The sequence below is a fragment of the Paenibacillus sp. FSL R5-0378 genome (assembly GCF_038009285.1).
Lineage (GTDB): Bacteria > Bacillota > Bacilli > Paenibacillales > Paenibacillaceae > Paenibacillus_AQ > Paenibacillus_AQ favisporus.
Genome location: NZ_JBBPAY010000001.1, coordinates 548,266 through 573,209, shown reverse-complemented (window position 1 = coordinate 573,209; position 24,944 = coordinate 548,266). Strand labels below are relative to the sequence as shown.

General features: G+C 55.7%; 25 protein-coding genes. 19 read left to right on the top strand and 6 right to left on the bottom strand.

Going from position 1 to position 24,944, the window contains the following annotated elements; genetic code table 11:
* Positions 1-115 precede the first annotated feature (115 nt).
* The 3 genes from MKY74_RS02475 to MKY74_RS02465 all read left to right on the top strand — a co-directional run bounded on the left by MKY74_RS02475 (position 116) and on the right by MKY74_RS02465 (position 2,818).
* Positions 116-622, top strand: a complete 507-nt coding sequence (locus MKY74_RS02475) for a DedA family protein (RefSeq protein ID WP_076173067.1) — start codon at positions 116-118, stop codon at positions 620-622.
* Between the two features lie 22 nt (positions 623-644).
* Complete coding sequence (locus tag MKY74_RS02470; protein WP_244169341.1) at positions 645-1,316, top strand: peptide-methionine (S)-S-oxide reductase MsrA; 672 nt, start codon at positions 645-647, stop codon at positions 1,314-1,316.
* Between the two features lie 323 nt (positions 1,317-1,639).
* The gene (locus MKY74_RS02465) at positions 1,640-2,818 is read left to right on the top strand and encodes an MFS transporter (RefSeq protein WP_341011553.1); all 1,179 of its coding nucleotides are present in this window, start codon (positions 1,640-1,642) and stop codon (positions 2,816-2,818) included.
* A gap of 136 nt (positions 2,819-2,954) precedes the next feature.
* Here MKY74_RS02465 and MKY74_RS02460 read toward each other — a convergent pair whose 3' ends face one another.
* Positions 2,955-3,245 (bottom strand): transporter, encoded by a 291-nt coding sequence (locus tag MKY74_RS02460; RefSeq protein WP_076173066.1) that lies wholly within the window; start codon positions 3,243-3,245, stop codon positions 2,955-2,957.
* A 46-nt stretch (positions 3,246-3,291) separates the two neighbouring features.
* Entirely contained in the window at positions 3,292-3,609 is a 318-nt protein-coding gene (locus MKY74_RS02455) for a hypothetical protein (RefSeq protein ID WP_076173065.1), read from the bottom strand.
* 352 nt (positions 3,610-3,961) lie between these two features.
* Here MKY74_RS02455 and MKY74_RS02450 point away from each other — a divergent pair, with 352 nt between their 5' ends.
* From MKY74_RS02450 to MKY74_RS02435, 4 genes are all read left to right on the top strand, one after another.
* Positions 3,962-5,101 (top strand): serine hydrolase domain-containing protein, encoded by a 1,140-nt coding sequence (locus MKY74_RS02450; protein ID WP_076173064.1) that lies wholly within the window; start codon positions 3,962-3,964, stop codon positions 5,099-5,101.
* A 70-nt stretch (positions 5,102-5,171) separates the two neighbouring features.
* On the top strand, positions 5,172-6,020 hold the full coding sequence (locus tag MKY74_RS02445) for a MurR/RpiR family transcriptional regulator (RefSeq protein ID WP_076173063.1): 849 nt from the start codon (positions 5,172-5,174) through the stop codon (positions 6,018-6,020).
* Between the two features lie 190 nt (positions 6,021-6,210).
* A complete protein-coding gene (locus tag MKY74_RS02440) occupies positions 6,211-7,809 on the top strand; it encodes an ATP-binding protein (RefSeq protein ID WP_076173062.1) in 1,599 nt (532 codons plus the stop codon).
* A 50-nt stretch (positions 7,810-7,859) separates the two neighbouring features.
* On the top strand, positions 7,860-8,135 hold the full coding sequence (locus MKY74_RS02435) for a hypothetical protein (RefSeq protein ID WP_076173061.1): 276 nt from the start codon (positions 7,860-7,862) through the stop codon (positions 8,133-8,135).
* A gap of 14 nt (positions 8,136-8,149) precedes the next feature.
* On the opposite strand, the gene MKY74_RS02430 is transcribed toward MKY74_RS02435, so the two are convergent.
* Together MKY74_RS02430 and MKY74_RS02425 are read right to left on the bottom strand one after the other, a co-directional pair.
* Positions 8,150-8,701, bottom strand: coding sequence for a GNAT family N-acetyltransferase (locus MKY74_RS02430; RefSeq protein WP_076173060.1), 552 nt, complete (start codon positions 8,699-8,701; stop codon positions 8,150-8,152).
* A gap of 153 nt (positions 8,702-8,854) precedes the next feature.
* A complete protein-coding gene (locus tag MKY74_RS02425; protein ID WP_144025469.1) occupies positions 8,855-9,289 on the bottom strand; it encodes an Lrp/AsnC family transcriptional regulator in 435 nt (144 codons plus the stop codon).
* A gap of 165 nt (positions 9,290-9,454) precedes the next feature.
* Between MKY74_RS02425 and MKY74_RS02420 the strand changes: the two genes are divergently transcribed.
* From MKY74_RS02420 to MKY74_RS02385, 8 genes are all read left to right on the top strand, one after another.
* Positions 9,455-9,907, top strand: coding sequence for a VOC family protein (locus MKY74_RS02420; protein WP_076173058.1), 453 nt, complete (start codon positions 9,455-9,457; stop codon positions 9,905-9,907).
* A gap of 175 nt (positions 9,908-10,082) precedes the next feature.
* Positions 10,083-12,413: a helix-turn-helix domain-containing protein gene (locus tag MKY74_RS02415; protein ID WP_076173057.1), complete on the top strand. Its 2,331-nt coding sequence runs from the start codon at positions 10,083-10,085 to the stop codon at positions 12,411-12,413.
* 222 nt (positions 12,414-12,635) lie between these two features.
* The gene (locus tag MKY74_RS02410) at positions 12,636-13,598 is read left to right on the top strand and encodes an ABC transporter permease (protein ID WP_084204012.1); all 963 of its coding nucleotides are present in this window, start codon (positions 12,636-12,638) and stop codon (positions 13,596-13,598) included.
* A gap of 12 nt (positions 13,599-13,610) precedes the next feature.
* Positions 13,611-14,510 carry a carbohydrate ABC transporter permease gene (locus tag MKY74_RS02405; protein ID WP_076173056.1) on the top strand — a complete coding sequence of 300 codons (900 nt, stop codon included), beginning with the start codon at positions 13,611-13,613 and terminating at the stop codon, positions 14,508-14,510.
* Positions 14,511-14,523: 13 nt separating this feature from the next.
* Complete coding sequence (locus MKY74_RS02400; protein WP_144025468.1) at positions 14,524-16,197, top strand: ABC transporter substrate-binding protein; 1,674 nt, start codon at positions 14,524-14,526, stop codon at positions 16,195-16,197.
* A gap of 16 nt (positions 16,198-16,213) precedes the next feature.
* A complete protein-coding gene (locus MKY74_RS02395; RefSeq protein WP_076173054.1) occupies positions 16,214-17,587 on the top strand; it encodes an alpha-L-fucosidase in 1,374 nt (457 codons plus the stop codon).
* Positions 17,588-17,795: 208 nt separating this feature from the next.
* Positions 17,796-18,110 carry an ArsR/SmtB family transcription factor gene (locus tag MKY74_RS02390; protein WP_076173053.1) on the top strand — a complete coding sequence of 105 codons (315 nt, stop codon included), beginning with the start codon at positions 17,796-17,798 and terminating at the stop codon, positions 18,108-18,110.
* Positions 18,111-18,213: 103 nt separating this feature from the next.
* The gene (locus MKY74_RS02385; protein ID WP_244169340.1) at positions 18,214-18,708 is read left to right on the top strand and encodes an SRPBCC family protein; all 495 of its coding nucleotides are present in this window, start codon (positions 18,214-18,216) and stop codon (positions 18,706-18,708) included.
* Between the two features lie 94 nt (positions 18,709-18,802).
* Here MKY74_RS02385 and MKY74_RS02380 read toward each other — a convergent pair whose 3' ends face one another.
* On the bottom strand, positions 18,803-19,648 hold the full coding sequence (locus tag MKY74_RS02380) for an AraC family transcriptional regulator (RefSeq protein ID WP_084204011.1): 846 nt from the start codon (positions 19,646-19,648) through the stop codon (positions 18,803-18,805).
* A gap of 264 nt (positions 19,649-19,912) precedes the next feature.
* On the opposite strand from MKY74_RS02380, the gene MKY74_RS02375 reads away from it, so the two are divergent.
* A complete protein-coding gene (locus MKY74_RS02375; RefSeq protein ID WP_076173052.1) occupies positions 19,913-21,211 on the top strand; it encodes an alpha-glucosidase/alpha-galactosidase in 1,299 nt (432 codons plus the stop codon).
* Positions 21,212-21,354: 143 nt separating this feature from the next.
* Here the strand turns inward: MKY74_RS02375 and MKY74_RS02370 are convergent, their stop codons facing one another.
* The gene (locus MKY74_RS02370) at positions 21,355-21,522 is read right to left on the bottom strand and encodes a hypothetical protein (protein WP_163880096.1); all 168 of its coding nucleotides are present in this window, start codon (positions 21,520-21,522) and stop codon (positions 21,355-21,357) included.
* 282 nt (positions 21,523-21,804) lie between these two features.
* Between MKY74_RS02370 and MKY74_RS02365 the strand changes: the two genes are divergently transcribed.
* The 3 genes from MKY74_RS02365 to MKY74_RS02355 all read left to right on the top strand — a co-directional run bounded on the left by MKY74_RS02365 (position 21,805) and on the right by MKY74_RS02355 (position 24,943).
* Positions 21,805-22,194, top strand: a complete 390-nt coding sequence (locus MKY74_RS02365) for an RsiV family protein (RefSeq protein WP_076173051.1) — start codon at positions 21,805-21,807, stop codon at positions 22,192-22,194.
* Positions 22,195-22,358: 164 nt separating this feature from the next.
* Positions 22,359-24,317: an acyltransferase family protein gene (locus tag MKY74_RS02360; RefSeq protein WP_167372897.1), complete on the top strand. Its 1,959-nt coding sequence runs from the start codon at positions 22,359-22,361 to the stop codon at positions 24,315-24,317.
* Between the two features lie 119 nt (positions 24,318-24,436).
* A complete protein-coding gene (locus MKY74_RS02355) occupies positions 24,437-24,943 on the top strand; it encodes an RNA polymerase sigma factor (protein WP_076173050.1) in 507 nt (168 codons plus the stop codon).
* The last annotated feature ends 1 nt before the right edge of the window (position 24,944 follow it).

Here is a 24,944-nt window from a genome sequence, read left to right as displayed (position 1 = left end):
GGATTCTCAACGGACCGGAAGGCGGCATAAGTTAAAAGGGGGGCCTGTCTGGCAGCGTGCCTTCAGGGCTTCAGCATGGACTATTTTTGCTGGGTATGGGAGGAACCGAAAGAGTATGGATACGTTGATGGGACTCATTGAGCAGGTGGGTTATTTTGCGTTCTTTTTCGTATTGTGCTTAGGCGTTATTGGCCTCCCGCTTCCGAACGAGGTGGTGGTCATGATCGGCGGGGTGCTTGCCGGGACGGGGCATCTGGCACCGGTCTCTTCGTTTATCACGATTTACCTGGGGATCTGTTCAGGCTTGACCGTCGGCTTTGTCGTCAGCCGTCTGGCGGCAAGCCGCCTGCTCGACCGTTTGACCAGGTCCAAGCGGATGGCCAGGTATATCGATAAAGCGGAGCTGCTGAACCGGAAATACGGCAATATGGCCATGTGCATCAGCGTATTCCTGCCTGTTCTGCGAAACGTGACGCCGTATGCCGTCGGCATGAAAGGGATGGCTTACCGCCGTTTTGCCCTGGTCTCTTACACGACGGCGTTCGTGTGGACGCTGCTGTATTTTCTGATCGGCAGCACACTTGGCCTCCAGGTCGACGATATCAGTACGATGTTCGCCTAAATGTTGAAGGGGGGTGAAACCATTGCGCATACAGGATTCCGGATCCGATCATTCTCAAGAGTCAGGTGTTGCTCCGGAGATAGTGACGCTGGGGATGGGCTGTTTCTGGAGCCCGGAGGCATTGTTCGGCCACATGCCGGGGGTGATCCGGACGCGGGTTGGCTATGGAGGAGGAACGACATCAGACCCAACGTACCGCAACATGGGTGATCATACAGAGACGGTCGAGGTCGTGTATGACCCTGGCGTCATTTCCTTTTCCGACATGCTGAACGCGTTCTGGGACAATCATAACCCTTTTAATATTAACGATTACAAAGGCAGGCAGTATTTGTCGCTGCTCCTCTATCGCGGTGATGGACAGCTGAAGGCGATTCACCAGGTTCTGGCCCGGCGCGGGGAGCAGGGCAAAGGACGGCCGGATACGGAAATCGCTCCCCTTACGGCCTGGTACCCGGCGGAAGACCGCCACCAGAAATACTACTTGAAAAGGCATCCGGATGCGATCGAGCAGTTGAGCCGGCTCTATCCGACGCATGAGGAGCTGGTGAGTTCCACGCTGGCCGCCAGGCTGAACGGACTAGCCAAAGGATACACGAGCCTGGAGCGAATACAAAAAGAGATCCATACCTGGCCACTCGCGGAAGAGGAGCGAAGCCTGCAACTGGAAACGGCCAAGCGGATTAAATGGTGATATATAACGGACATAAAAAACCGAAGGAGGACAGGCTCCTTTGGTTTTTTTGTATAAACGTATGATTCACTTACAAATTGTTAGTTAGTCAAAATGGTAGGATTATCTCCAAATCATTTGCGTTCTTACGATTTGTTTGTACCTTTCATATAATTCAATCAAGCGAAAAGAACGGTGCACGTTGATGTGCCAGACGTGGCCCGGCGCTGTACCGGTCTTGCGCTCATTGATTCTATGAGTATCGGCTTCAGGGTGCACCAAGGCATGTGCCGGCCATGCCTTGGATCCACCGGCTGCCGGTCGTATATATGGAGGGTATGAACATGATCCAACGAATGAATCGGTTCTATATTTATTTACTGACGCTGGGCGTTTTCCTGACGGCCACTTCGGAGCTGATCGTCAGCGGCGTGCTCAGTGAGATCGCCGGTGATATGAACGTTTCCGTCGGTGCGGCGGGGCAGCTGATTACGGCGTATTCTTTAGCTTTTGCGATCGGCACGCCGGTCTTGATTTCGCTGACCTCCCGTCTCGGGAGAAAAAAGGTGATGCTGGGTTCGCTGCTGGTTTTCGCAGCCGGCTGTGGACTGTCCTTCGCCAGCACCCATTTTGTCCTGCTGATCGCGTCGCGCATCATTCTGGGCATCGGATCGGGCGTGTACCTGGTGGTCGTGTTCAGCGCCGCCGCCAAGCTCGTCCCGGCGGAGAAGGTCGGCAGCGCCATCGGCACCATTATTCTGGGCTTCAGCTTGGCCATGGTGCTGGGGGTCCCGCTTGGCATCGCCATTACCGGCTGGATCGGCTGGCGAATGATCTTCGTCCTGCTGGGAGCGCTGAGCCTGCTGATCATGGCGGCGATTTACCGGCTTCTCCCGGCCGTGGAAGGTGATGAGCCCGTCTCCTTGGGACGCCAGCTGCGCCTGCTGGGCAGCGGAGTTATCGTGAGTGCTCTGTTCATTACGCTGTTCCGGGAGACCGGGAATTCGGTGATGTATACCTATATGACCCCGTTTTTGCAAAGCGTACTTCACATGAACGCCGCAGGCGTGGCGGTGACCATGCTGGGCTTCGGCATCCTCGGGGTGATCGGCTCCCGTCTGGGAGGCTACGCCGTGGACCGGTGGGGGGCCGTACGTATTCTGCTGGCCGGTCTGCTCGTCCATGCCGCGGCCCTGGCGCTGCTGCCAGCGTTTTCCTCCTGGCTCGTTCCGGACCTCATTCTGATCGGCGTGATGATGTTTGCCATGTTTGTAACCGCGCCAGCCATTCAAACTTACTTTATCCAGCAGGCGCCGGAATCCTCCGATCTCGTACTCAGCTTGAATACGTCGGTGACGCATTTAGGCCTGGCGGCGGGGGCAGGCATGGGAGGAGCCGTGATCAGCGCCACCTCCACCGTGCTGTACAATCCTTGGGTCGCGGGTCCGGTGGTAGCGCTGGGCCTGGGAGCCGCTATCGTCTGCTTCTTTCTTGGCAGGAAGGCATACCGGAGGCTGGCGTGACGGTAGCGGCTGCGGCTGCCATCCTGAGCGTGTATGATCTATGCTGAGCGTGTATGACCCATGAAAAAGCGGCGGTACGCCGGGAGCGTCAGGGACGCTTTCCGGATACCGCCGCTTTGTCGTGCAGCAGGCGTTTCTAGAAGCAGGTGAACGATTGGATGGTTCTGAGGTCGAGCCCCGAGTACATCCAGAAAAATCCGTTCCAGCGGAATCCGGCAACGGAGGTCCGGCCGACGAAGATGGGATAGAACCAGAAGCCCGGACCGCGTACGGGCCAAATGAACGTATTGCGGAAAAGGCAGCCGGAGATCGCGCCGGGATCAACGGCGAGCGCCGATGCGCCGGTTTGTGCAGGCGTAAATTGCGGCGGCGGGGATGAAGGCGGCTGCACCTGGCCTTGAGGGCCGAAGGGAGGCATGAATGCCATGGGAATGACTCCTTTCTTTGCTCATTTGAGCATAGTTATGGCGAGCTTACGCTAATAAGCTGATGACTAGCAGTTCGTACAGGACCAGAGGCAGGATGGTTTGGTTAAAGAAAGGGGGGCGTCCGGGGATGAAAGCCCGGTGTCCGGATGACTGCGGAATTTGGATATACACGATACCCTTGTCGCAGTGCAAGAGGGTTCCTTCAAATACATCGCCGTCCAGCGTTTCGATCCGGACATGCTTATTGACATGTTGGCGGCACAGCTGCTTGAAGCGTTCCCGAGCTGAATGAAGCGTTTGGCTCATATGAGGCTCTGCCTGGTACAGCGTTTGGTGCTGATAGCTTGAATATTGCACACTCATGACGTTGACCTCCGTTTGGAATTGACCTGCTGCATCCTATGCAGATGCCTAGACGGAAGTGTCTTAAAATGAACGAAATGTCATAAACATCAGTAGGGACGGTCCTTAATGGCTGTGGATCAATGGATGCCGCTGAGTTTTTAAATAAAAATTTCTAAATATACCACTTGTGTTGAAATAAAATTTCGCAAGCGATATAATAGGCACCAGAAATGTTAACATCTCAAGGCAGCATACAGGGCTTTTCGGCTCATTCGCGTGGCGGTTGCGGATTGCACCGTCTGTTCGGAGCATTTGCGCCTTTGAGTCTGCCGACGACCCTGGAGGGAGCCGAAAATCGGGAGGGAATATCATGTACGCTGGTATAGCGGAAGGCGCCAAGGCGCTTGGCCTGGACCCCAAAGGGCTCGAGGCCGCCGGGCGTGCCATTGAGCGGGAGATGGCCGCTGGGGTAATACCCGGGGCGGTGCTGGCCGTCACCCGGCACGGGAAGGAATGGGTTTATGCAGCGGGGAGCGCAGACCCGAGTCCGGATCCGGATCATCCGCTCCCGGCCGGGCCGGATGTCCTGTATGATTGTGCTTCGCTGACCAAGGTGAGCGTCACGCTGCCGCTTGTGCTCGGACTGATCGATGACGGCGTCCTGACGCTTGGTACAAAGGCTGCCGCCTGGATCCCTGAGTTTACCGGTGAGGGGCGGGAAGAGGTGACGATCGGGCAGCTGCTCACCCATACCTCCGGTCTGCCGGCGGATCGAAATATCCACGCGCACGGCTGGACGCAGCCCCAAATGTGGGAGGCGGTCACCGGCGTGGCGCTGCAGCATCCGCCGGGTACGGCCGCCGTCTACAGCGATCTCGGCTTCCTCCTTCTCGGCCGGATCGTCGAGAAGGCGGCCGGCATGCCTCTGGACCAGGCAGCCAAGGAGCGCATTTGGGAGCCGCTCGGCATGGCCGGCGCCGTCTTCGCCCCGCCAGCCGGGCTGCGGGCGCGGACCGCCCCGACGGAATATGACCGCGGTGCCGGCGGTCATCTCCAGGGGGTGGTCCACGACGAGAAAGCCCGAGCCCTCGGCGGCGTCTGCGGGCACGCCGGCCTGTTCGCCACCGCCGGCGACCTGGCGCGCTATGCGCGGATGTGGCTGGCCGGCGGCGCCGTGCCGGAGCCGGCCGCGCCGGGCGGCCAGCCGCGGCGCGTCCTGTCGGCGGCGGCCGTGAGGGCCGCGACACGGACCCATACCGCCGGCATCGCCGGGGCGAACCGGGGGCTCGGCTGGGTCCTGAAAGGGGACCGCTGGGACGCCTCCGGCGACTGGATGGGCCCGCGCAGCTACGGGCACACCGGCTTTACCGGGACCAGCCTGTGGATGGAGCCCGATCTGGACCTGGCGGTGGTGCTGCTCACCAACCGGGTCTATTACGGCCGAAGCGGCAGCGTCGGCGTGCTGCGGGCGGCGGTGCACAACGCGATTACCGCCGCCGCCAGAGATTGATAACGATGCGAACGAGAACGAGCAGGGATGAGATCTGCTACGATACGATACGGGCAAAGGAGAGAGCATCATGAACGGGGGACTAGTCAGACTGCGAGAGATTTTGGACGACCTTACGCCCTCAGAGCGCAAAGTGGCTGAATACATTATCAGCTATCCGCACAGCATACTCGACATGTCCGTAGCGCAGCTGTCTGCGGAAAGCGGCGGCAGCCAGGCGGCGATCATCCGCTTGTGCAAATCCATGGGGGTGAAGGGATACCCGGAGCTGAAGCTGAAGGTGGCCGGGGACCTGAATCAGAACGAGGAGCGCTATGAGTACCGGGAGATTCGTCCGGGCGATTCCATGGAGCAAATTATCCAAACCGTGTCCGCCAACAACATTCAGTCGATCCGGGACACGGTAACGATTCTTGATCCGAAAACCGTGGACCTTGCGGTGGAGGCGTTAAGCCAAGCCTCCCGAATTTTTTTCTACGGCCTCGGGGCTTCCCATCTGATCGCGCAGGATGCGCATCACAAATTTTTGCGGATTAACAAGACAAGCCATTCCTTTACCGATCCGCATTTGGAGCTGACCTCGGCGGTCATGCTGAATCCGGGCGACGTGGCGGTCGGCATTTCGTATTCAGGCGAGACGGCCCACGTCATCGAATGCCTGAAGGAGGCGCGCGCCTGCGGAGCCAAGACCATTTCCATCACCAAGTACGGCAACAATGCCGTGTCGGCACAGGCCGATTATCCGCTCTACACGTCATCGACGGAGAACGAAATCCGCAGCGGCGCGATGTCGTCGCGGATGACCCAACTGAACGTCATCGATATTTTATATTTGGGCGTGGCCAGCCGGGAATACGATCAATCGGTCCGGTATTTGAAAAAAAGCCGGGAGATTATCAAGCGCCTGACAGGCCGTTGATCGAAAATGGCTTATCCTTATCCTAATACATCCTCTTTCCTGGGGCATTGACGGCTCTGCGGGAAGGGGATGATTTATTTTCAGGTAAAATCTTCATATTATGCGGACGCTTTCGTCCCAAAGGATGATAGAATAGAGGGAATTGAACGTCATCTTGGGATGGAATATCGGCATAAATGGGGTATAGGCAATGGATAAAGAGATAGACCAAATGGATGATCAGCAGATCATTGCAGCTTTTAACGCGCATTACGGGCAGAGGGGCCTCGATCCCGCCAAGTTTCCCGTTCTCAGCAAGCGCTACACCACAGAGGAACTGGAGGAACGGTTGTCCTTTTATAAGGAATATATTGATATCATTCTTTTTTTCGTCAACAAGTTTCTGTCGACCATTCAAGGGACCCCGATCCTGGTCACGGTGACCGACCAATGGGGATATCTGCTGGAATGCTACGGCGAGCCGATGTTTCTCGAGGCCATCGCGGAGCTGGGCATTATCAAGGGGGTCCGCTACAACGAGGAAACCGGCACGGGCTCGGTCCCGCTGTGCCTGCGGTTTAAGCGTCCGTTCCAGACTTTGGGCGAAGAGCATTTCTTCGAGGCGCTCCACGGCATGGCCTGCTACTCGGCCCCTTTCCACCGGGAGGACGGGGCGGTGCTTGGAACACTCTCTCTGATGACCGGGGTCGATTCGGCCCATCCGCACCTGCTGACCCTGCTGTGTACCATGGTTGATTCCGTTGAGCGGGAAATGCTGCTTCGCCGGAACAACGCCCACCTTCACACGTTGAACCAAGTGCTGCTGGAGGCGAATTATCAGGGAGTTGTCGTGACGGACGCCGTCGGCCGGATTATCGACATGAACGATCAATACTTGAGGATGCTCCGCTTAGACGGCGGGGACAAACATCTATACCTGGGCACGCCGGTGCTGGAGCATCGCCTGGTTTCCCCCTATTTCGAGCGGGTGCTGGCCAGACAGGAGGAATGCATTGGCGTAGAGCTGCAGGACACCCGGATGGACGCCGACAACTATTATATGCTGGACGTTCTGCCGGTTTTTGATATGGGCGGCAGCTTCTGCCGCATTATCGGCACCCTGCGGGATATTACGGAAATGAAGAGGACCGAGGAGGTGCTGCGGAATACGGAGAAGCTGGTATTCGCCGGCCAGCTTGCGGTCGGCATTGCGCACGAAATCCGCAATCCCCTGACTACCGTCAAAGGCCTTATTCAGCTGGCGGGACCGACCTCAGGACTGCGGCATTATGACCTGATTATGTCGGAGCTGGACCGGATGAACCTGATCGTCGGCGAGTTCCTCATTTTAGGCAAACCGCAGGAAATTCGCTTCCGGGAAGATTGGTGCATGACGATTCTGCAGGAGGTGCTGAGCCTGATCGAAATCGAGGCGGCAAAGAACAATGTCCGCATCCGGTGCACCTGCATCCGGGAGGAGAAAATTTCCTGCGACCGCAATCAGATCAAGCAGGTGTTTCTGAACATCCTGAAAAATGCCATTCAGGCGCTGCCCGGCGGGGGCCGGATCGACATCGTGCTCGAGGCAGACGGCGGTTACCAGCGGATCCGGTTCATGGACAACGGAATCGGCATGCCCGAAGAGGTGCTGGAGCGGATCGGGGAACCATTTCATACGACCAAGCTGGAAGGTTACGGTCTGGGCATGATGATCGTGAAGAAAATTATCGCTTCCCACCGTGGCATCCTGAACATTACAAGCGAGCCCGGCAAGGGAACGACCGTGGAAATGGGACTGCCAATCGGCTGATCGAACAGTCCCTGATTGAATAGAAATGGAGTTAAGCGAGGTGTCGCGAGATGAAGGCCATTTGGAGTCTTGTGGAAATCGTTAGAAACGTCGTGTATTTATTCCTTGGTTTATGCGTGTGCGGGTTTGCAGAAAAAAACCTGACGGCGAGAATCGACGGCAGAATGGATCTGATGCTGCTGGTGCTGCTTGCAGATCTGGTGCTGCTGTTCGTCTTCTACCGTCAGGTCATCGGTCCGAAAGCCAACAAACTTCCCGTTAGAACGAGGAATTATTTAATCATAGCTGCGGTGCTGATCCTCATTGCGGTTTATATGCTGAGTTGACATCCCGTTGACCGCTAGAACAGCAGGTACCAAAAAACAGCCGTTTCCTGCGAATGCTCTTTAAAGCCCCGGTATAGATAAGAATCAAAGCCTCCAATAACAAATCCGCAGCTTTCATAAAATTGGCACGCCCGCACGTTGTTGCTCTGCGTCTCCAGCATGAGGCCGGGCGTGTGGCCGGCTTTGGCCCAAAGCACCGCCTGCTCGATCAATTTCCGGCCGATGCCGTGTCCCCGGGCGTTCCGATCCACCCGAAGATCCTCGATATAAGCGTATCCGTTCCAATTTTTCGTCAGCATGATCCGGCCAACGGCCCGATCTCCCGCTATGGCCAGGTAGACGGCACGGTCCGGACGGCCGATGTACTCTGACAAATTTCCGCTGTCGCCCTGGTCCGCCTCGTCGGGGTAGCTTTTTTGATAACTGGGCACGACGGGTTTAACCGTATAACCGATCCCTTGGTCCGTAACGGACAGGACGAGCTCGGAATCTACCGTAAAGCTGCCGTCGATCTGAATGTGCTCCGGGCGGTCCCGGTCTGTCATTTCCCTGATCTGAATATCCATTTATCGTATCCTCCTGATTCGCGGTTGGATTTTGAACATAGGCCAAAATGTTACCGTGCAATCCGGAGGCGGGGCTCTGACTTAACGAAATACAAGCTGTGCCGTCATTACGGTTCTCCTCCTATTGGGCAGAATAAGGACACACCGGCTCTATCACAGCAAAATCCGGTGATCCAATATATTTTTCAGGCTGATATGCGATTTCGACGGGCCGAACCTTGCCAGGGCATCCTGGAAGTCGGCTACCTCGTCGACGGACCCCGTCTGGACGTGAATGAGATAGTTATACTCCCCGCTGATACGGAACAAACCCGTCACTTGCTTGGACTGCGTGCAAAATTCCACCAGCTCGCTGCACTGCTCGGTCTTCATCAGGATAAAAGAGGTCGTTCCCCGCTGCAGCTCCCGCAAATTCAGATCCGTGCTGTACCCTATGATCACACCCCGTTCCTCGAGCTTAACGATCCGCTCCTTCACGGAAGGCTGGGACATGGCAATCTGCTTGCTGATCTGGGCGATCGGCATTCGCGCTTCATGCTGCAGAAGCTTTAAAATTTTCAGGTCGATCTCGTCAACTGCTGTGCTCAAATTCGCCATCTCTCCTGTAACTTGATCTAAAGATAAGGTAAGCATACGAAAATAACTTATTTTATGCAAATCGGGAAGGACCAATTCCTTATTCCATGCATGTCGATCTCGAAAATGAATCTATAAAATAAAAACGGTACGAAAAACACAAAGGGAGAGATGGTTATGAGCGTGAAAGGACTGGCCCATGCGGCCATTCAGGCAGAGGATTATGAAGGAACGCTTGATTTTTATATCCGGGTTCTCGGGTTTACGGTCGGTCACTCATGGAGCTTGCCTGCGTTTAAAATTAAGACGGCCTCGATGCTGGTTTCGCCTGACGGGCGGACCTGCATTGAGGTGTTCGACAGCGGCGCCGAGGTTCCGGCCGAGGGGGATAAGGCGCCTTCGCGCGAGGAAGTGAAGCACGGCGCCCTGCTGCATCTGGCATTCTACGTGGATAACGTGGACGAGATGGTGGACAAGGCGCTCGCTCACGGGGCGCGAATTTATGTGGAGCCGGGGAATCTGGAGTTGGGTGAGCCGCCGCTTAGGGTCCGCAATGCGGTCCTGCACAGCCCGAACGGCGAAATTATCGAATTGATCGAGGAAGTGGATTTTAACGTGGGAACCCGCTGAGGTTCTGTGTAAAATGGAGGCAGCCGAAGGTTTCGGCTGCTTTTTTGTATGTCATATAACCTTACAAACTCGTTGATAAAAAATATGAAAGCACTTACAATATGGTTATTTAGACATGTTTCGCGTTGCGTTTTGTCGAATCGGCATCCCAGAATAAAGAGAGGAGAAGTGATCCATGCGATGGGCCAATGGATGGAAAATCCAGTACATTTTCGTTCGCTTCATGATCCCCTATTTCTTGTTCATGTTGTTTACCCTGCTTGCAGGGGCCTTGTTTTACAGGCAAACCTATGACGTGGTGAAAAAGGAAGTCACGCACAGCAACCTGCAGATGCTGGATCAGGTGAAAGAAACGGTCGACAGCCGCTTCAACGAGATTAACCGGATTTCCCTGCAGCTGCAAAGCGATCCGGCCGTTCAAAGCTTCCAGCAGGTAAAGGAACCGTTCCGGGACACGACGGCGTACAAAGTGTACCGGACGCAAAAAAGCCTCTACAGCTACAATGCAGCCAATGGATTTATTCTTAACTACTATCTGATCTTCAAAAATAGCGATTTGGCGCTATCCCCGGACTCCACTTATGAACTTCCCTCGTTCTATCGTTACATGTTCTCTGAACCCAGCAAGGATTACACGACCTGGAGGAACGATCTCCTTGGCCATTTCCGCAACCGGGAAATCATGTCGTCCGGATCCACGGTGTATCAAGGCAAGACGACGGATCTGCTGACCTATGTCCAGTCTCTCGGGTACCCCGGCCATATTCAGGGGGCGCTGATGATTCTGGTGGACAACCAGCGCCTGCAGTCGCTTCTTCGTGGAATCGATATATCCGACGGGGGCTGGGTATCCATCGTGGATGAGAAAGGACGCCTGGTTACATCCCTGTCAAGCGGCGGGATGGTGACCCGGCAAAGCCTGCCGCCGGGAGCGAAGTCCGGAGTGATCGAAGCTTCAGCGGCTACCGGCGGCATGATGATGACCTATACCACCTCGTCCTATAACGGATGGTCCTATGTCGTCGCCCAGCCGCCCCATGTCGTCCTGAGCAAAGTGCTGGCCATCAAGCATACAACCGTAACCATTCTTCTTGCCTTCCTGATTTTTGGCCTCATCCTTGCCTATCTGTTCGCTACGCGGAGCGGCAGGCCGATCGTGAACATCACATCTGCCCTGACGTCCCGGCTGAACGGCGGGGAATTGAAGCGGCCGAAGGATATGTACGGCTATATCCAGCACTCACTCGCGCGCCTGATCGACAACAACGACGAACTGCAGCAGGAAATCGAGCGGCAGGCTCCGCTGCTGCGGGAGTCGTTCTTCGGGCGCCTTCTTCAGGGTGAATACCTGATGGCCGAACACGTCAAATCCCTGCTGAAGCATCAAAACGCCGATATTCAGGGCAGCGGCTGCGCCGTCGGAATCGTTCAGTTTCACCGCGGCGGGCACCGGTTTCAGGAGGAGGAGCTGCGCGAGCTCGATATCGAACGCGTGCTCATCCAGGATATGCTGGGCCGGACACTGAAGGGCTGTCCCTTCACCTACCCGGTCGCCGAGGATAAAATCGCCGTCCTGTTCGTCAACGGACAAGGCGATCCCGGCGCCTTCCGGAAGACGGTGGAACGGGAGCTGCAGCAGCTGACGCTGGAAATCAGCCGCCACGGGCTCCAGGCAGGCTTCGCGATGGGAGGCTACCGCACCTCGCTCCTTGAAGTGCCGGAATCCTTTGAAGAAGCGAGGCAGGCGCTCACCCGGGTGCAGGAAGCCGGGCCCAGCCAGTCTGTCTGGTTCGAGGATCTGGCCCATGATCACCGTGGTTTTTATTTTCCGGCGGAATCGGAAAACCGCCTGATGAATTACATCAAAGCAGGCGAGACGGAGGAGGTCCGGAAGCTGCTCGCCTCCCTGTACCGGGAAAATTTCGAGGAGCGGCACCTTCCCTTGGCGATGCAGCAGCTGTTCGTTCTTGACCTGGTCGGCTGCCTGGTCAAAGTGCAGGATCAGCTGATGGTGAAGGAGCAGGCGGACATGAGGCAGCTGCTGCAGCAGCTCGGCACGGCCAATCACCCGAAGCAGGCGTTTGATAACGCTACGGAGAGATTCGCGGAAATTTCGGACGGCATCGATCAGCGCAAGAAGAGCCGCAACGTCCAATTGATCCGCGATACGGTGGACTACATTCATCACCAGTACGGACAGGCTGATCTCAGCCTGGATGCCGCGGCGGATCATCTGAATATATCCAAGGGGTATCTGTCGCAATTTTTCAAAGAGCAGACAGGGGTCAATTTTTCCGAATACGTTGAGAATCTCCGGATGGACAAAGCCAAGCAGCTGCTGTCCGAGACCAGGCTGCCAATCCGGGATATTGCGCAGCAGGTCGGGTACCACGCGTCCAGCACCTTCTGCCGGGCCTTCAAGCGCGGCAGCGGCATCAGCGCAACGGCGTACCGCGATATCGCACATAAGAAACCGGCTTCCCCTCTTCACCGTCAGGATGCATAAGCGTTTTTGGGCCAGGGATTTCCTGGCCTTTTCGCTTTCACGAGAATACCTCGCCAGCGGCCGGCTGCCTAAGGCAAATACGCCCGAATCTAACCAAATGTATACAAGCCGGGCAAAGGTCAACGGCCTTTCTGAACGAGGGTAAACCCGCCGGGGAACAGGCAATTTACACCTTGGGCGGTCCCGGTCTATGCTGGGTCCATTCAAGGGGGTGAAAGTGAAATGAGCTTGTCGGTGACCGAGCGAAAGACCAGGGCAGCGCGCAGGACGGGAAGGAGACCCGCCGTAAAGAAGCTGATCCACAGCTGGCAGTTATACGTGCTGATGGCGCTGCCGCTCCTGTATTTGATCATTTTCAAGTACGTACCCATGTATGGCGCACAAATCGCTTTCAAGAACTTTATTGTGACCAAAGGCATTTGGGGAAGTGAGTGGGTCGGGCTGAAGCACTTTGAGCGCTTTGTCCATTCGTACGACTTCTGGAGGATTTTGAAAAACACCCTGATCCTCAGCTTTTACAACCTGGCTGCGAGCTTTCCGTTTCCCATTCTGCTGGCGCTCGGCCTCAACTATTTGCGGGGGCGGGTATTCAAGCGGGCGGTGCAGATGGTCACGTATGCCCCGCATTTCATCTCGATCGTCGTCATCGTCGGGATTATCCGGGAGCTGCTCGACCCGAGAACGGGCATCGTCAACAAGCTGCTCGGCTTTATCGGTGTGGGGCCGGTCAATTTTATGGGCGAGATTTCAATGTTCTCTTCCATTTATGTCTGGTCGGATGTCTGGCAGCATGCGGGCTTTAACTGCATCATTTTCATTGCGGCGCTTGCGGCAATCGACCCTGCCCTGCATGAAGCGGCCGTGGTCGACGGGGCCAGCAAGCTGCGCCGGATGTGGCATATCGACCTGCCCGGCATCATGCCCATGGCGATCATCCTTCTGATCCTGAGCACCGGGCATGTGCTCGACGTCGGCTTTGAGAAGGTGCTCCTTCTCCAGAATCCTATTAACCTGAAGGCATCCGAAATTATCGACACGTACGTGTACAAGGTCGGTCTGACCTCGCAGGTGGCGAATTACTCGTACTCAACCGCCATCGGTTTGTTCAAGTCGGTCATTAACCTGGTGCTGCTCATCGTTGTCAACAAGATCGCTCAGCAGTCGAAGCAGGCAAGTCTGTGGTAAGGAGGGAAGCCCATGAACGGCACTTTGCGCAATGATTCCCGGGGGGACAAGGTGTTCTCGCTCGTGAACGGCGCCATCGTCACCCTGTTTTTTATCAGCGTGCTCTATCCGATCGTGTACATCGTCAGCGCGTCTTTCAGCGACTCCAATGCCGTCGTGTCCGGCAAGGTATGGTTGTGGCCGGTTCGTCCGACGCTGGAAGGCTATGGCGCCGTGTTCGACTACAAGATGGTATGGACCGGATTTAAAAACTCCGTCGTCTACACCGTGACAGGCACCGCCCTCAATGTCTTCCTGACGGTGCTGGCCGCTTATCCGCTGTCCCGTAAAGACTTGTACGGCAAAAACGTATTCATGATTCTGTTCATGTTCACGACAATGTTTACGGGGGGACTGATCCCCAGTTATCTGCTGGTGCGGGAGCTCGGTATGCTCGATACGATCTGGTCCATGATCATTCCGGGAGCGCTGACCGTATGGAATGTCATCATCGCCCGGACGTATTTTCAAATGTCCATACCGGACGAGCTGCTGGAGGCGGCACGGCTGGACGGATGCAATGACTTCCAGTTTTTGTGGAAGGTGGTCATCCGGCTGTCGGGACCCATTCTCGCCGTGATTACGCTGTATTATGCGTCGGCCAACTGGAACCAGTATTTTAACGCGATGATTTATTTGAAATCCCAGGATCACTACCCGCTGCAGCTCGTGCTTCGCGATATTCTGATCCAGAACGATGTCGACACGGCGATGTTGGCGGCTGATCCGCAGGATGCGGCCCGCAGGGAGGCACTCAAAATTTTACTGAAGTATTCCTTGATTGTGATTTCCATCTTTCCGCTTCTGGTCGTGTATCCTTTCGTTCAGAAATTTCTGGTAAAAGGCGTCATGATCGGCTCATTAAAGGGATAAGGAGATGATCGGTGTGAAAAGAAAGTTCCTGTCTTTGCTACTCATATCCGCTGTCATGATCGGCCTTCTCGGCGCATGCGGCAGCGGGGATTCGGGGCGCGCGCCGGCGGCGGAGCCGGATGCCGGTGAAGCGGTGAGCGATGCGGGCGTGTTCCCGATCGTGAACGACAAATTGACGCTCAAGGTCATGATCGGCGCCAATCCGGCCGTCGAAGATTTTAACACGAACGAATTCACCAAATACTTCGAGGAGAAAACGAATATTCATGTGGAGTGGGAAATCGCCACTGCCGAGAAGCTCAACCTGGCGCTGGCGAGCGGCGACCTGCCGGACGTCATCATGAGCATGAACGTCACGCCGGAGCAGCAGGCGCTGTACGGAGAACAGGGGGTCATTCTTCCTCTGAACGATTACATTGAGAAATACGGCCTGAATACGAAAAAAATGTTTGAGGAAAGTCCTCTGGTCAAACCGACGATCACTTCGGCCGACGGGAACATTTACGCCCTGCCGGCTCCGAACGAATGCTACCACTGTTCCATGCGACAGAAGCTGTGGATCTACGAACCGTGGCTGAAGGCGCTCAATCTGGAGATGCCGACCACGATCGATGAATTTTATAAGGTGCTGAAGGCGTTCAAGACCCAAGACCCGAATAAAAACGGGAAGGCCGACGAAATCCCGTTCTCGGGAGCGCCGCAAACGACGCAAAATTCGACCCTGACGACGAGTGTAGAAAACTTTCTGATGAACTCTTTCACGTATGCACCGTATACGCGGATGTATGTGAATGATGAAGGTAAAGTCGATGTTCCGTTCGTCAAGGACGGCTGGAAGGAAGGGCTGGCCTTCCTGCACAAGCTGTACGCCGAAGGCTTGATGGATCCGCAATCGCTGACCCGGGATCCCGCGCAGCTCGTTCAGCTGGGGGAAAATCCGGACGTGCCGATTCTGGGCGCCGCCTCCGGCCCCAATATGAGCGTGCTCACCCAACTAAGCGGTGCTAGTGGCCGGTGGAAGGATTATGTCGCCGTACCTCCGCTGAAAGGCCCGGAAGGGCTTCAGGTGACGCAGTACGATCCTTACCAGGTGGCTCCGGGGCAGTTCGTGATCACGAACAAGGCGAAAAATCCGGCGGCGGCCTTCCGCTTCGCGGACGCCCTGTACGACCGGGAAACGACGCTGCGCTCAACGATCGGGGAGCCGGATAAGGACTGGAGATGGGCCAAAGACGGCGAAATCGGCTTAAACGGCAAGCAGGCGGTCTATAAAGACATGTCCCAATTCGGGGTGACGCAGAACAAGCACTGGGCGCAGACCGGCATCGCCTACCGTCCGAATTCGCTGCGCCTCGGCGCCGTGGAGGACAAGGAGAACCCGCTGGAATCAATCCTGTACAACGAGACGAAGACCAAATACGAGCCCTATCGCGTCAAGGTGGAGACGGTGCTGCCGCCGCTCAATTTTACGGTGGACCAATCGCAGGAGCTGGCTGACCTGTCCAAGACGATCTTCGATTACACGAACGAAATGATGGCGCGGTTCATTATCGGCGACGCCGACCTCAACGCCCAGTGGAACGAGTACCAGTCGACGCTGAAGAGCATGGGGCTGGACCGGTACCTGGAGATCTATCAGGAAGCGTACGATGCCCGTAAATCCGTGGCATCCGACACCCAATCGTAAGGAGGAAACTTCGATCATGACCGCTATTCAATCGCAAGCCTTTACTGTTCCGGACAAGTGGAAGTGGTTTACCGAGAGCCGTTACGGGATGTTTATCCATTGGGGGCCTTACGCGCAGTACGGGCGCGGGGAACAGGTTCTGTTCCGTGAGCATTTGGACCACAAGGAGTATGCGGAGCAGGCCTGCGCATGGAACCCGGAGCATTACGATCCCGAATTGTGGGCCTATACGGCGAGAAAAGCGGGGTTTAAATATGCCTGCTTTACGACTCGGCACCACGACGGCTATTGCATGTGGGACAGCTCTTATACGGACTACTCCAGCGCCAAGCAGGCTCCGCAAAGAGATTTTGTCCGTGAATACACCGAGGCCTTCCGCAAGGAGGGGCTGAGGATCGGACTGTACTATTCGTGGATCGATTGGCGGCTGCCGGCGTATTTCGACGGCCCGGCCAAGGATCCGGAGGGGTGGGAGAAGGTCCGTGCCTATCTTCACGCCCAAGTCAAAGAGCTGCTGACGAACTACGGAAAGATCGACCACTTCTTCTTCGATGGGGTATGGCCGCGGAATGCGGACGATCTGCAAAGTGTGAGGCTGGTGGAGGAAATGCGGGCGCTGCAGCCGGATATTCTTATCAATAACCGGCTCGGTTATTCCGCCGCTCATGACGGGTATCGGGCCGACGGGGGCGTGGGTGCCGGCGATTCCGATACGCTCGGCGACTTCGGCACCCCGGAGCATGTGATCCATGCCGAGCAAAAGCGGCTGTGGGAGTCATGCCAGGTGACGACGTGGCGGCTCTGGAGCCATGTAATCGGCGAGCGGTGGCGTCCGGCGGACGTGCTGCTTGATATGCTCTGCGAAAGCGCCGAGAAAGGCGGCGGCCACGGGGGCAACCTGCTGCTCAACGTCGGTCCGACGGCGGACGGTCAGCTCCCGCCTGAATTCGTGGAGCGGGGGCTGGAGATCGGGCGATGGCTGGAGGTACACGGCGAGGCGGTGTACGGCACGGACGGAGGCTCTGTCACCGAGTTTATCACCCGCGGACGGCAGACGACCCGCGGCAATAACTTGTATTTGATCATCCGGTTCTGGGATGGCCGCCCGGACATGAGGCTGGCCGACTTGACCACCCGGGTGAAGGGCGTCACGCTCCTGACCACAGGGCAGGAGCTCGCGTTCCAACAGAACGGCGATGAGCTGTGGATTCATGGGCTGCCGCGGGAGGCGCCGACGCGGCTCTTCCCGGTGATCCGCGTGGAATGCGAAGGCAAGCCCGAGGCGAATCAATGGGGCAGGGAGCGGCTGTGGGAAGGCGATCCCGCCCGGGTAGCTGACTGGGCGCGCTTGCGGGGCACATCGGTATTCGCCGATGGTGCCGAGCGGTAGCTCAGCCGGATTTAACTAAAATGCAAACCCTGACCCTGTAACCTAGGGCCATCTCATACTAGGCAGCCGCATGCTTTCCCTGGGAGCTTATTTCCTGGACAGCATGTGCTGAGCCTTGGAGGGATGGCTCTTTTGTGGTGGAAGAACGATACAGCATTATTCTTTATATTCCTTTACATTTATATAACCAAAAGGTAATATAATAAGCATGAACACGGACAAACTGTTTGAAGCGTTATCCGAACCGAACCGGCGGAGCATTCTGGAATACTTGCGAGCGCGGGACCGTTCTGTGGGCGAGCTTGTGGAGCTGTCGTCCTTAAGCCAGCCGGGGGTGTCCAAGCATTTGCGGATTCTGCGGGAAGCGGGGCTTGTGACCGTCCGCAGCGATGCCCAGAAGCGGATGTACAGCCTGAACGCGAAGCCGCTGGAGCAGCTTGACGATTGGCTTGGGCCCTACCGCAGGTTCTGGTCCGACAAGCTGGACGACCTGGAGCGATTTCTCGACGAAGAAGAGCCCTGAGCAGGAAATACCTGTTTGCAGGGATATGGCAGAATTTAAGTTGGATTGGGTATCCTGACGTAATGACAAACTTTAAGGAGCATGCGAAAAAGGAGGATCAGCCGTGAATTCTAATGAATTGGCCGTGGTTGAGCAGGACGAGCAGGGAACCCGGGTGCGGTTCGTGCGGCATTTGAAGCATCCGGTGGAAAAGGTGTGGGCGGCGCTGACCGAGAACGACCAGCTGAAGCAGTGGTTTGCGGAGCTTCGCGTCGAAGATTTGCGTGAAGGCGGAGTCATCTCATTCGATATGCAGGACGGTACTTATGAAAAGTTCGAAATTTTGGAGCTGAAGCCCCTGTCGGTACTTGAGTATACCTGGGCGGAGGACCGCGTCCGGTTTGAGCTGTATCCCGAGCCGCAGGGCTGCCGCCTCGTCCTGATCGAGACGATCGTCCGAGTCACCGATCATACGCCTAAGGACGTTGCCGGATGGGATGTCTGCCTGGACGTTATCGAGGCGCTGCTCGACGGCCGAACCATAGCTTCCCGGAAGGACATCTGGGAAGGGAAATACGAGCAATACCGCAATCAGTTTGCGGAGCTGCGTCAGGGATAAGCCATGAGTGGCAGGCAGCCGAGATGTAGAGCCAAGGAGCCCCCAGTCTAATAGGACTGGAGGGCTTTTTTTGGCGTGGCGTTGGGAACGATCTTCAGCTGCCAGAAGGAATCTGCTGCTCCCGGTAGGATCGGGGCGAGCAGCCAATCGTTTTTTTGAACATTTTGGAGAACAGAAACGGATCCGTGTAGCCGACCGAGCGGGACACGTCGCTTACCGACAGCTCCAGGTTGTGCAGCAGCACGGCGGCGCGCTTCATCCGGTACTCCAGCAGGAACGCCTGCAGCGACACGCCGAACTGGTCCTTGAACAGGCCGGACAGGTATGTCCGGTCCAGCCCGACGGAACGGGCGATGTCCTGGATGCTGATCTTCTGGCTGTAGCTGCTCTCGATATAGCCGACGGCCTTGCGGACGTAGGCTTCCTTCGAGGTGGTAGGCCGCGGGGCTTCGCCGTTGTCACGGCAGTCCCGAATCAGCTCGCCCAGCAGCCCGTACAGGATGCCTTGGCTAAGCACGTCGCCGCCGGGCCCTTCCATCGCGGCGCGCAGCTGTCCGTAAAACCGCGGAAAGCCGCCATCCGGACCTGCCTCGTAGACTGGATGAGACGCATTCAGGTGGGCGCGCTGCAGGAGCGTCTTGGCCAGCACACCTTGAAAGCCGAACCATGTATACGTCCACGGATCCGACTCGTCGGCCGTGTATTGCACCAGCATATCCGGCACGATCAGGAAGCCCTGCCCCGCGCCGAGCCGGTAGGTGGTCCCGCCGGTGGTGAAAGTCCCCGTGCCGCTGTGCACATAGTGCAGGATGTAGGCATCCCGCAGTCCAGGTCCCCACGAATGGTTCGGCAGGCATTCCTCCATGCCGAAAAAGTGCAGGCGGAGATCGGTTTGGCCCTGCAAGGCGGGCATATAGTAATCGACATTGATCCGGGTCATTTGCGCTCTGAGTCCCTCCCGTCTGTCTCGCAAGAAAAACTTCCGCTAAACGCGGTCTGTCTTCTATGAAGGTACGTCGATAAACGTTTTTTTATATTATAACAGGTAAAACGGCTGTAAAACGAGATGAAAGCGAATTCTAAAATGGGATTATGACAGGTAATGCAGGGGTTTCTCCATGTTATTTCCAGGGCCGGGCCTATATATTTAGGTCATGCGACGGGCTTGAAGAAAGCCAACATTTACGGGAGGGATTGAATCAATATGGCCAAAATTACGTTTATCGGTGCAGGCAGTACGGTATTTGTAAAAAACGTGCTTGGAGACGTCATGTCAACTCCGGCGCTGCAGGGGTTTGAGCTGGCCCTTTTCGATATCGACATGGAGCGGCTGAACGATTCGGAACGGCTTCTGAACAGCATCAAGGAGACGCTGGGCAGCACATGCCAGATCAAGGCGTACACGGACCGTAAAGAGGCGCTGCGCGGCGCCAAATATGTCATTAACGCGATCCAGGTAGGCGGGTACGACCCTTGTACGATCACCGATTTTGAGGTGCCGAAGAAATACGGCCTGCGCCAAACGATTGCCGATTCTCTGGGCATCGGCGGGATTTTCCGCAACCTGCGCACGATTCCGGTCATGCTGGACTTTGCGAAGGATATTCAGGAAGTCTGTCCGGACGCCTGGTTCCTCAATTACACGAATCCGATGGCGGTGCTGACCAACGTCATGAACACCGTGGGCGGTGTGAAAACGGTCGGTCTGTGCCACAGCGTGCAGCACTGCGTATCCGACCTGTTCAGAACACTCGAAATGGATCCGACCGGCGTAGAATCCAAAATCGCGGGCATCAACCATATGGCCTGGCTGCTCGAGGTCAAGAAGGACGGGGTGGACCTGTACCCCGAAATCAAGCGCCGTGCCGCCGAGAAGCAGAAGGAAAAGCATCATGACATGGTGCGCTTCGAACTGATGCTGCGTTTTGGCTACTATGTTACGGAATCATCCGAGCATAATGCCGAATACCATCCTTATTTCATCAAACGAAATTATCCCGAACTCATCGAAAGATACAACATTCCGCTCGACGAATACCTGCGCCGCTGCGTTAACCAGATCAACGGATGGAAGGAAATGCGCGAGAAGCTGTTTGCGAGCGAAAGCATCGGGCACAGCCGTTCCAAGGAGTATGCATCCTACATCATGGAAGCGATGGAGACGAACCAGCCGTTCAAAATTGGCGGCAACGTCATGAACACCGGCCTGATCACGAACCTGCCGAAGGAAGCCTGCGTCGAAGTGCCATGCCTGGTGGATGCCTCCGGCGTGACTCCGACGTACGTGGGCGATCTGCCGCCGCAGCTGGCCGCGCTGAACCGGACGAACATCAATACGCAGCTGCTCACCGTGGAAGCGGCCGTCACCGGGAAAAAAGAGCACATTTACCATGCGGCCATGCTCGATCCGCATACGTCTGCGGAGCTGTCCATCGACGATATCGTGGCGCTGTGCGACGATCTCATCGAGGCGCACGGCAGCTGGCTGCCTGAATTCAAATAAAGGCGTCGCTGTGATGTAAAAAATGAACAGGCTTACCTCTCTCTGCTGCTTCATGGCAGAGACGGGTAAGCCCGTTTTTGCATTCCTTCCGGTAGTCCGGGTGGCCGTCAGGCCCGGCGTCTCCCACCAATTCGTTCCGTACATCAAAACAGCCATACCAGCAGGATGATCACGGCCACAATGGCTAGACCTATCAGCAGATTGACCAGGTTCCAGAGAAATCCGCGGCCGGCACCTTGATTTACCTTTTCATCGTGGCGCTTCTTGTGAACGTCGGGGTCATACTGTCCGGGAGGGTTGCGAAAATCCATAACCATTCTCCTTTCGGTTGGAGATGATCCGGCCCTTGTTAGTGCCTGGCTCAGGCGACGGGAAGGGATATCCGGCATTTTTTCAATCGGTTGTTATTTATTATAACGTTTCCGGATACCGTTTTGTTGGAAGATTTCCTAACTCCTGGGTTATTTGGTTGTGCGCGGTGTCCTATACTTTATGCTGCACAAACTTTTTGCCTCCCTTTCTGCGTCTAGCTTGTGTCTCGGCAAAGACACTTTAAGAGAGAAGAGGTTGAAAGATATGAAAAAGAAGAACATTTGGCACCGGATGGCGTTTCCTACTATTTGAAGTCGGATGGAACCGGCAGCCCGGCTGGGATGATCTCGCTTGAGGTCATTACTGAGGGCAGTACGGGCGGGACGGACATGCCCCGAATCGATACGTACAACGTGTCAAATTCGGCTGCAGCCTCGCGCGTAACGCTGTCGGGCCTCCTTGGGGAAGGTTACAAGGACCGGCTTGACGCGGACATTCTCGCCCATATGAAGAAAGAACCGGAGAATTACTTTCTGAAGGATTACAAAGGGACTCTTCAAGAGCAAACGTTCTATATCGAGAATGGTGAGCTGGTGATTGTGTTTCCGAAATACAGCATCGCACCGGGTTACGTCGGTTCGCCGGAATTCCGTTTCAACCTGAAAGGGTAATCCGTTCAAAAGTAATGTATAACCAGAGTTTAAAAGGCATCCCGGGAGCATCCGGAGGTGCCTTTTTTGGCTTTTGTATCTCCAATAAGTGGAAACAACTTTATCCGCCCGTTACAACGTCTTGCCTATACATCAAAGAAAACGAGGTTAGGGTGAATTTTCAAATGAACGACAACATCAGGCTGCGCAGAAGTATAAATTCACGGGGAACGGCTGGTGAAATGCCGGAAGCGGAGAAACGGTATATGCCCGGACTCGACGGGCTCAGGGCCGTATCCGTCCTTGCTGTGTTGGCGTATCACCTGAATGCGAAATGGGCGCAGGGAGGGCTGATCGGCGTTGGCATCTTTTTCGTCATCTCCGGTTATCTCATTACGGACCAGATCATTCAGGAGTGGAAAAGGGAGGGAAGGCTGAATCTGCTCCGCTTCTGGACACGCAGAGCCCGCAGATTGCTGCCTGCCATGCTGGCCATGCTATTGTTCGTTGCCCTATGGCTGTTACGGATTGAGCCCGGCAGACTGCAGGCTCTGCGGGGAGCTTTTCTATCATCACTATTTTATGTGAATAATTGGTGGCTCATCTATCATAAAGTATCCTACTTCGAAAGTTTTGGGCCGCCTTCGCCAATCGGGCATTTGTGGTCGCTGTCCATTGAAGAACAGTTCTACTTGATTTGGCCGCTGCTGCTGGTTATCGGTTTGAAGGTTTTTCCCCGACGCGGCAAATTGGCGCTTATCATTTTCGGGCTGGCTGCCATCTCTGCGCTCAGCATGGCGATCATCTATGTGCCGGGTACGGACCCAAGCCGGGTCTATTATGGCACGGATACCCGGGCTTTCGCGCTCTTGGTCGGAGCTGCTCTGGCTGTCGTATGGCCAAGCGGGGAGCTGAAGGGTCAGGTATCGTCACGATCTCGCGGCCTGCTGGATTTGATTGGAGTTGTGGGGCTTACCGTTCTTCTCATTCTCATCTGCCGGACAAATGAATATGATGACTTCCTTTACCGGGGAGGGTTCCTGGTCATATCGCTCCTGTCCGCGGTTGTCATCGCCGTGCTTGCCCATCCTGCCGGTCGGATTGGCCAGTGGATGGGCTGCAAGGGTCTGCGCTGGATCGGGGTCCGGTCTTACAGTCTGTATATTTGGCATTATCCAGTTATTATCCTGACAAACCCGAGTGTCCAGACGGAAGGGACAAGCCTGCCGCGCATCCTGCTCCAGCTGTCCGCCAGCTTTCTATTAGCGGCATGCTCCTATCAATATATCGAAGAGCCATTACGTAGAGGAGGATTCAGCGTGAAAAGAAATCGATCGTTTTTCGCCGGAAAGGGAGCTATTCGCCCCATCTTGCTAAGTGTCCTTATTCCCGTGATTCTGATAACGGCCGCCTGCAGTCACTACATATGGAACAAGCCTGAGCCGGCTGTGAAGGTCGTCGAAGCCGGGGGAACAATGGCCCAGCCGGTGGAGCATACATATGAGTCCGATGAAGAAAAGACGGATGAGAACAAGAATCAAAAGGCCGACAACGAGCCGATCTCGCCGAATAACTCGGCGGATAAGCCGCTTCCGGCCCCTGGGGCCAAAGAACAAAACGGGCAGCTGGCTGCAGCCGCAACCAAGACCACTGATCCGCTGGTGCCTTCCGGCAAAGGCGTTAGCGCCATCGGCGATTCCGTCATGCTGGACGCTGCGCCTTTCCTGGAAAAGATGCTTCCCGGTATCGTCGTAGACGGCAAGGTCGGCCGGCAAATGCGCCAGGCAGGGGATACGATCGACCGATTGAAAGCCCAGGGGCGGCTCGGCGACCGGATTATCATCGAGCTCGGCACCAACGGTCCTTTTAACAAAAAGCAATTAAGATCCCTGCTGAAGTCACTGGGCGCGGACAAGCGGATCCTGTTGGTGAATACACGTGTTCCGCGCCAGTGGCAGGATACCGTAAACAGGGACATAGCAGAAGTTGCCAATGAATTCGGCAATGCCGCAGTAGTAGACTGGTATTCGGCCAGCGAAGGCAAAGAGGGCTTCTTTTCCCGGGATGGCGTGCATTTGAACCGCAGCGGAGCGGAATTCTACGCTTTCCTGCTTGTAAAGGCCCTTACGGCATACAACGAATAATTTATGAATGCTGCCGCCAAAACTTTTTGCTTCCCTTCGCTCGTCTTGTTTCTGTGAAGCGATCAGAAGCAAAGCTGTCCGGGTCAGCCGGTGATTAAACATAAGAAGGGTAATACGACATGCTGAAAAGGAAAAAGGAAAACGTGCTGACGCAGTGCATTAAAGAGCATCAGGCGAATGTGTACAGGCTCGCGTTCAGTTACGTGAAAAATAAGGAGGATGCGCTGGATATCGTGCAGGACTCCATTTATAAAGCGATGACGCACATCGAAGGGTTAAAGGATCCCGACGCCGTCAAAAGCTGGTTCTACCGCATTGTGGTCCACACCGCACTGGACTTTCTACGCAGGAACAAAAGGGTTCAGGCGATGGACCATGAAATGATCGAGGTACATGCCCCAGGTGTGGAGGATGAGTATACGAATTTCGATTTGATGAGAGTGCTCGAGGAGCTGCCCGAGAAATACCGGACCGTGGTCGTGCTGAGATATTTGGAAGATATGAAAATCGATGAAGTAGCCGCGGTTCTAGGGGAAAATGTGAATACGATCAAGACGAGGCTGTACCAAGCGCTTCGGATCATGCGAATGAAGACAGGTGTTGAACCTTTAAAGGAGATTAAATGAG

Excerpts from the sequence above, each read along its gene's own strand:
- MKY74_RS02475 (WP_076173067.1), top strand. The coding sequence starts at position 116 with ATGGATACGTTGATGGGACTCATTGAGCAGGTGGGTTATTTTGCGTTC.
- MKY74_RS02465 (WP_341011553.1), top strand. The coding sequence starts at position 1,640 with ATGATCCAACGAATGAATCGGTTCTATATTTATTTACTGACGCTGGGC.
- MKY74_RS02460 (WP_076173066.1), bottom strand. The coding sequence starts at position 3,245 with ATGGCATTCATGCCTCCCTTCGGCCCTCAAGGCCAGGTGCAGCCGCCT.
- MKY74_RS02455 (WP_076173065.1), bottom strand. The coding sequence starts at position 3,609 with ATGAGTGTGCAATATTCAAGCTATCAGCACCAAACGCTGTACCAGGCA.
- MKY74_RS02450 (WP_076173064.1), top strand. The coding sequence starts at position 3,962 with ATGTACGCTGGTATAGCGGAAGGCGCCAAGGCGCTTGGCCTGGACCCC.
- MKY74_RS02445 (WP_076173063.1), top strand. The coding sequence starts at position 5,172 with ATGAACGGGGGACTAGTCAGACTGCGAGAGATTTTGGACGACCTTACG.
- MKY74_RS02440 (WP_076173062.1), top strand. The coding sequence starts at position 6,211 with ATGGATAAAGAGATAGACCAAATGGATGATCAGCAGATCATTGCAGCT.
- MKY74_RS02435 (WP_076173061.1), top strand. The coding sequence starts at position 7,860 with ATGAAGGCCATTTGGAGTCTTGTGGAAATCGTTAGAAACGTCGTGTAT.
- MKY74_RS02430 (WP_076173060.1), bottom strand. The coding sequence starts at position 8,701 with ATGGATATTCAGATCAGGGAAATGACAGACCGGGACCGCCCGGAGCAC.
- MKY74_RS02420 (WP_076173058.1), top strand. The coding sequence starts at position 9,455 with ATGAGCGTGAAAGGACTGGCCCATGCGGCCATTCAGGCAGAGGATTAT.
- MKY74_RS02415 (WP_076173057.1), top strand. The coding sequence starts at position 10,083 with ATGCGATGGGCCAATGGATGGAAAATCCAGTACATTTTCGTTCGCTTC.
- MKY74_RS02410 (WP_084204012.1), top strand. The coding sequence starts at position 12,636 with ATGAGCTTGTCGGTGACCGAGCGAAAGACCAGGGCAGCGCGCAGGACG.
- MKY74_RS02405 (WP_076173056.1), top strand. The coding sequence starts at position 13,611 with ATGAACGGCACTTTGCGCAATGATTCCCGGGGGGACAAGGTGTTCTCG.
- MKY74_RS02395 (WP_076173054.1), top strand. The coding sequence starts at position 16,214 with ATGACCGCTATTCAATCGCAAGCCTTTACTGTTCCGGACAAGTGGAAG.
- MKY74_RS02390 (WP_076173053.1), top strand. The coding sequence starts at position 17,796 with ATGAACACGGACAAACTGTTTGAAGCGTTATCCGAACCGAACCGGCGG.
- MKY74_RS02380 (WP_084204011.1), bottom strand. The coding sequence starts at position 19,648 with ATGACCCGGATCAATGTCGATTACTATATGCCCGCCTTGCAGGGCCAA.
- MKY74_RS02375 (WP_076173052.1), top strand. The coding sequence starts at position 19,913 with ATGGCCAAAATTACGTTTATCGGTGCAGGCAGTACGGTATTTGTAAAA.
- MKY74_RS02370 (WP_163880096.1), bottom strand. The coding sequence starts at position 21,522 with ATGGATTTTCGCAACCCTCCCGGACAGTATGACCCCGACGTTCACAAG.
- MKY74_RS02360 (WP_167372897.1), top strand. The coding sequence starts at position 22,359 with ATGAACGACAACATCAGGCTGCGCAGAAGTATAAATTCACGGGGAACG.
- MKY74_RS02355 (WP_076173050.1), top strand. The coding sequence starts at position 24,437 with ATGCTGAAAAGGAAAAAGGAAAACGTGCTGACGCAGTGCATTAAAGAG.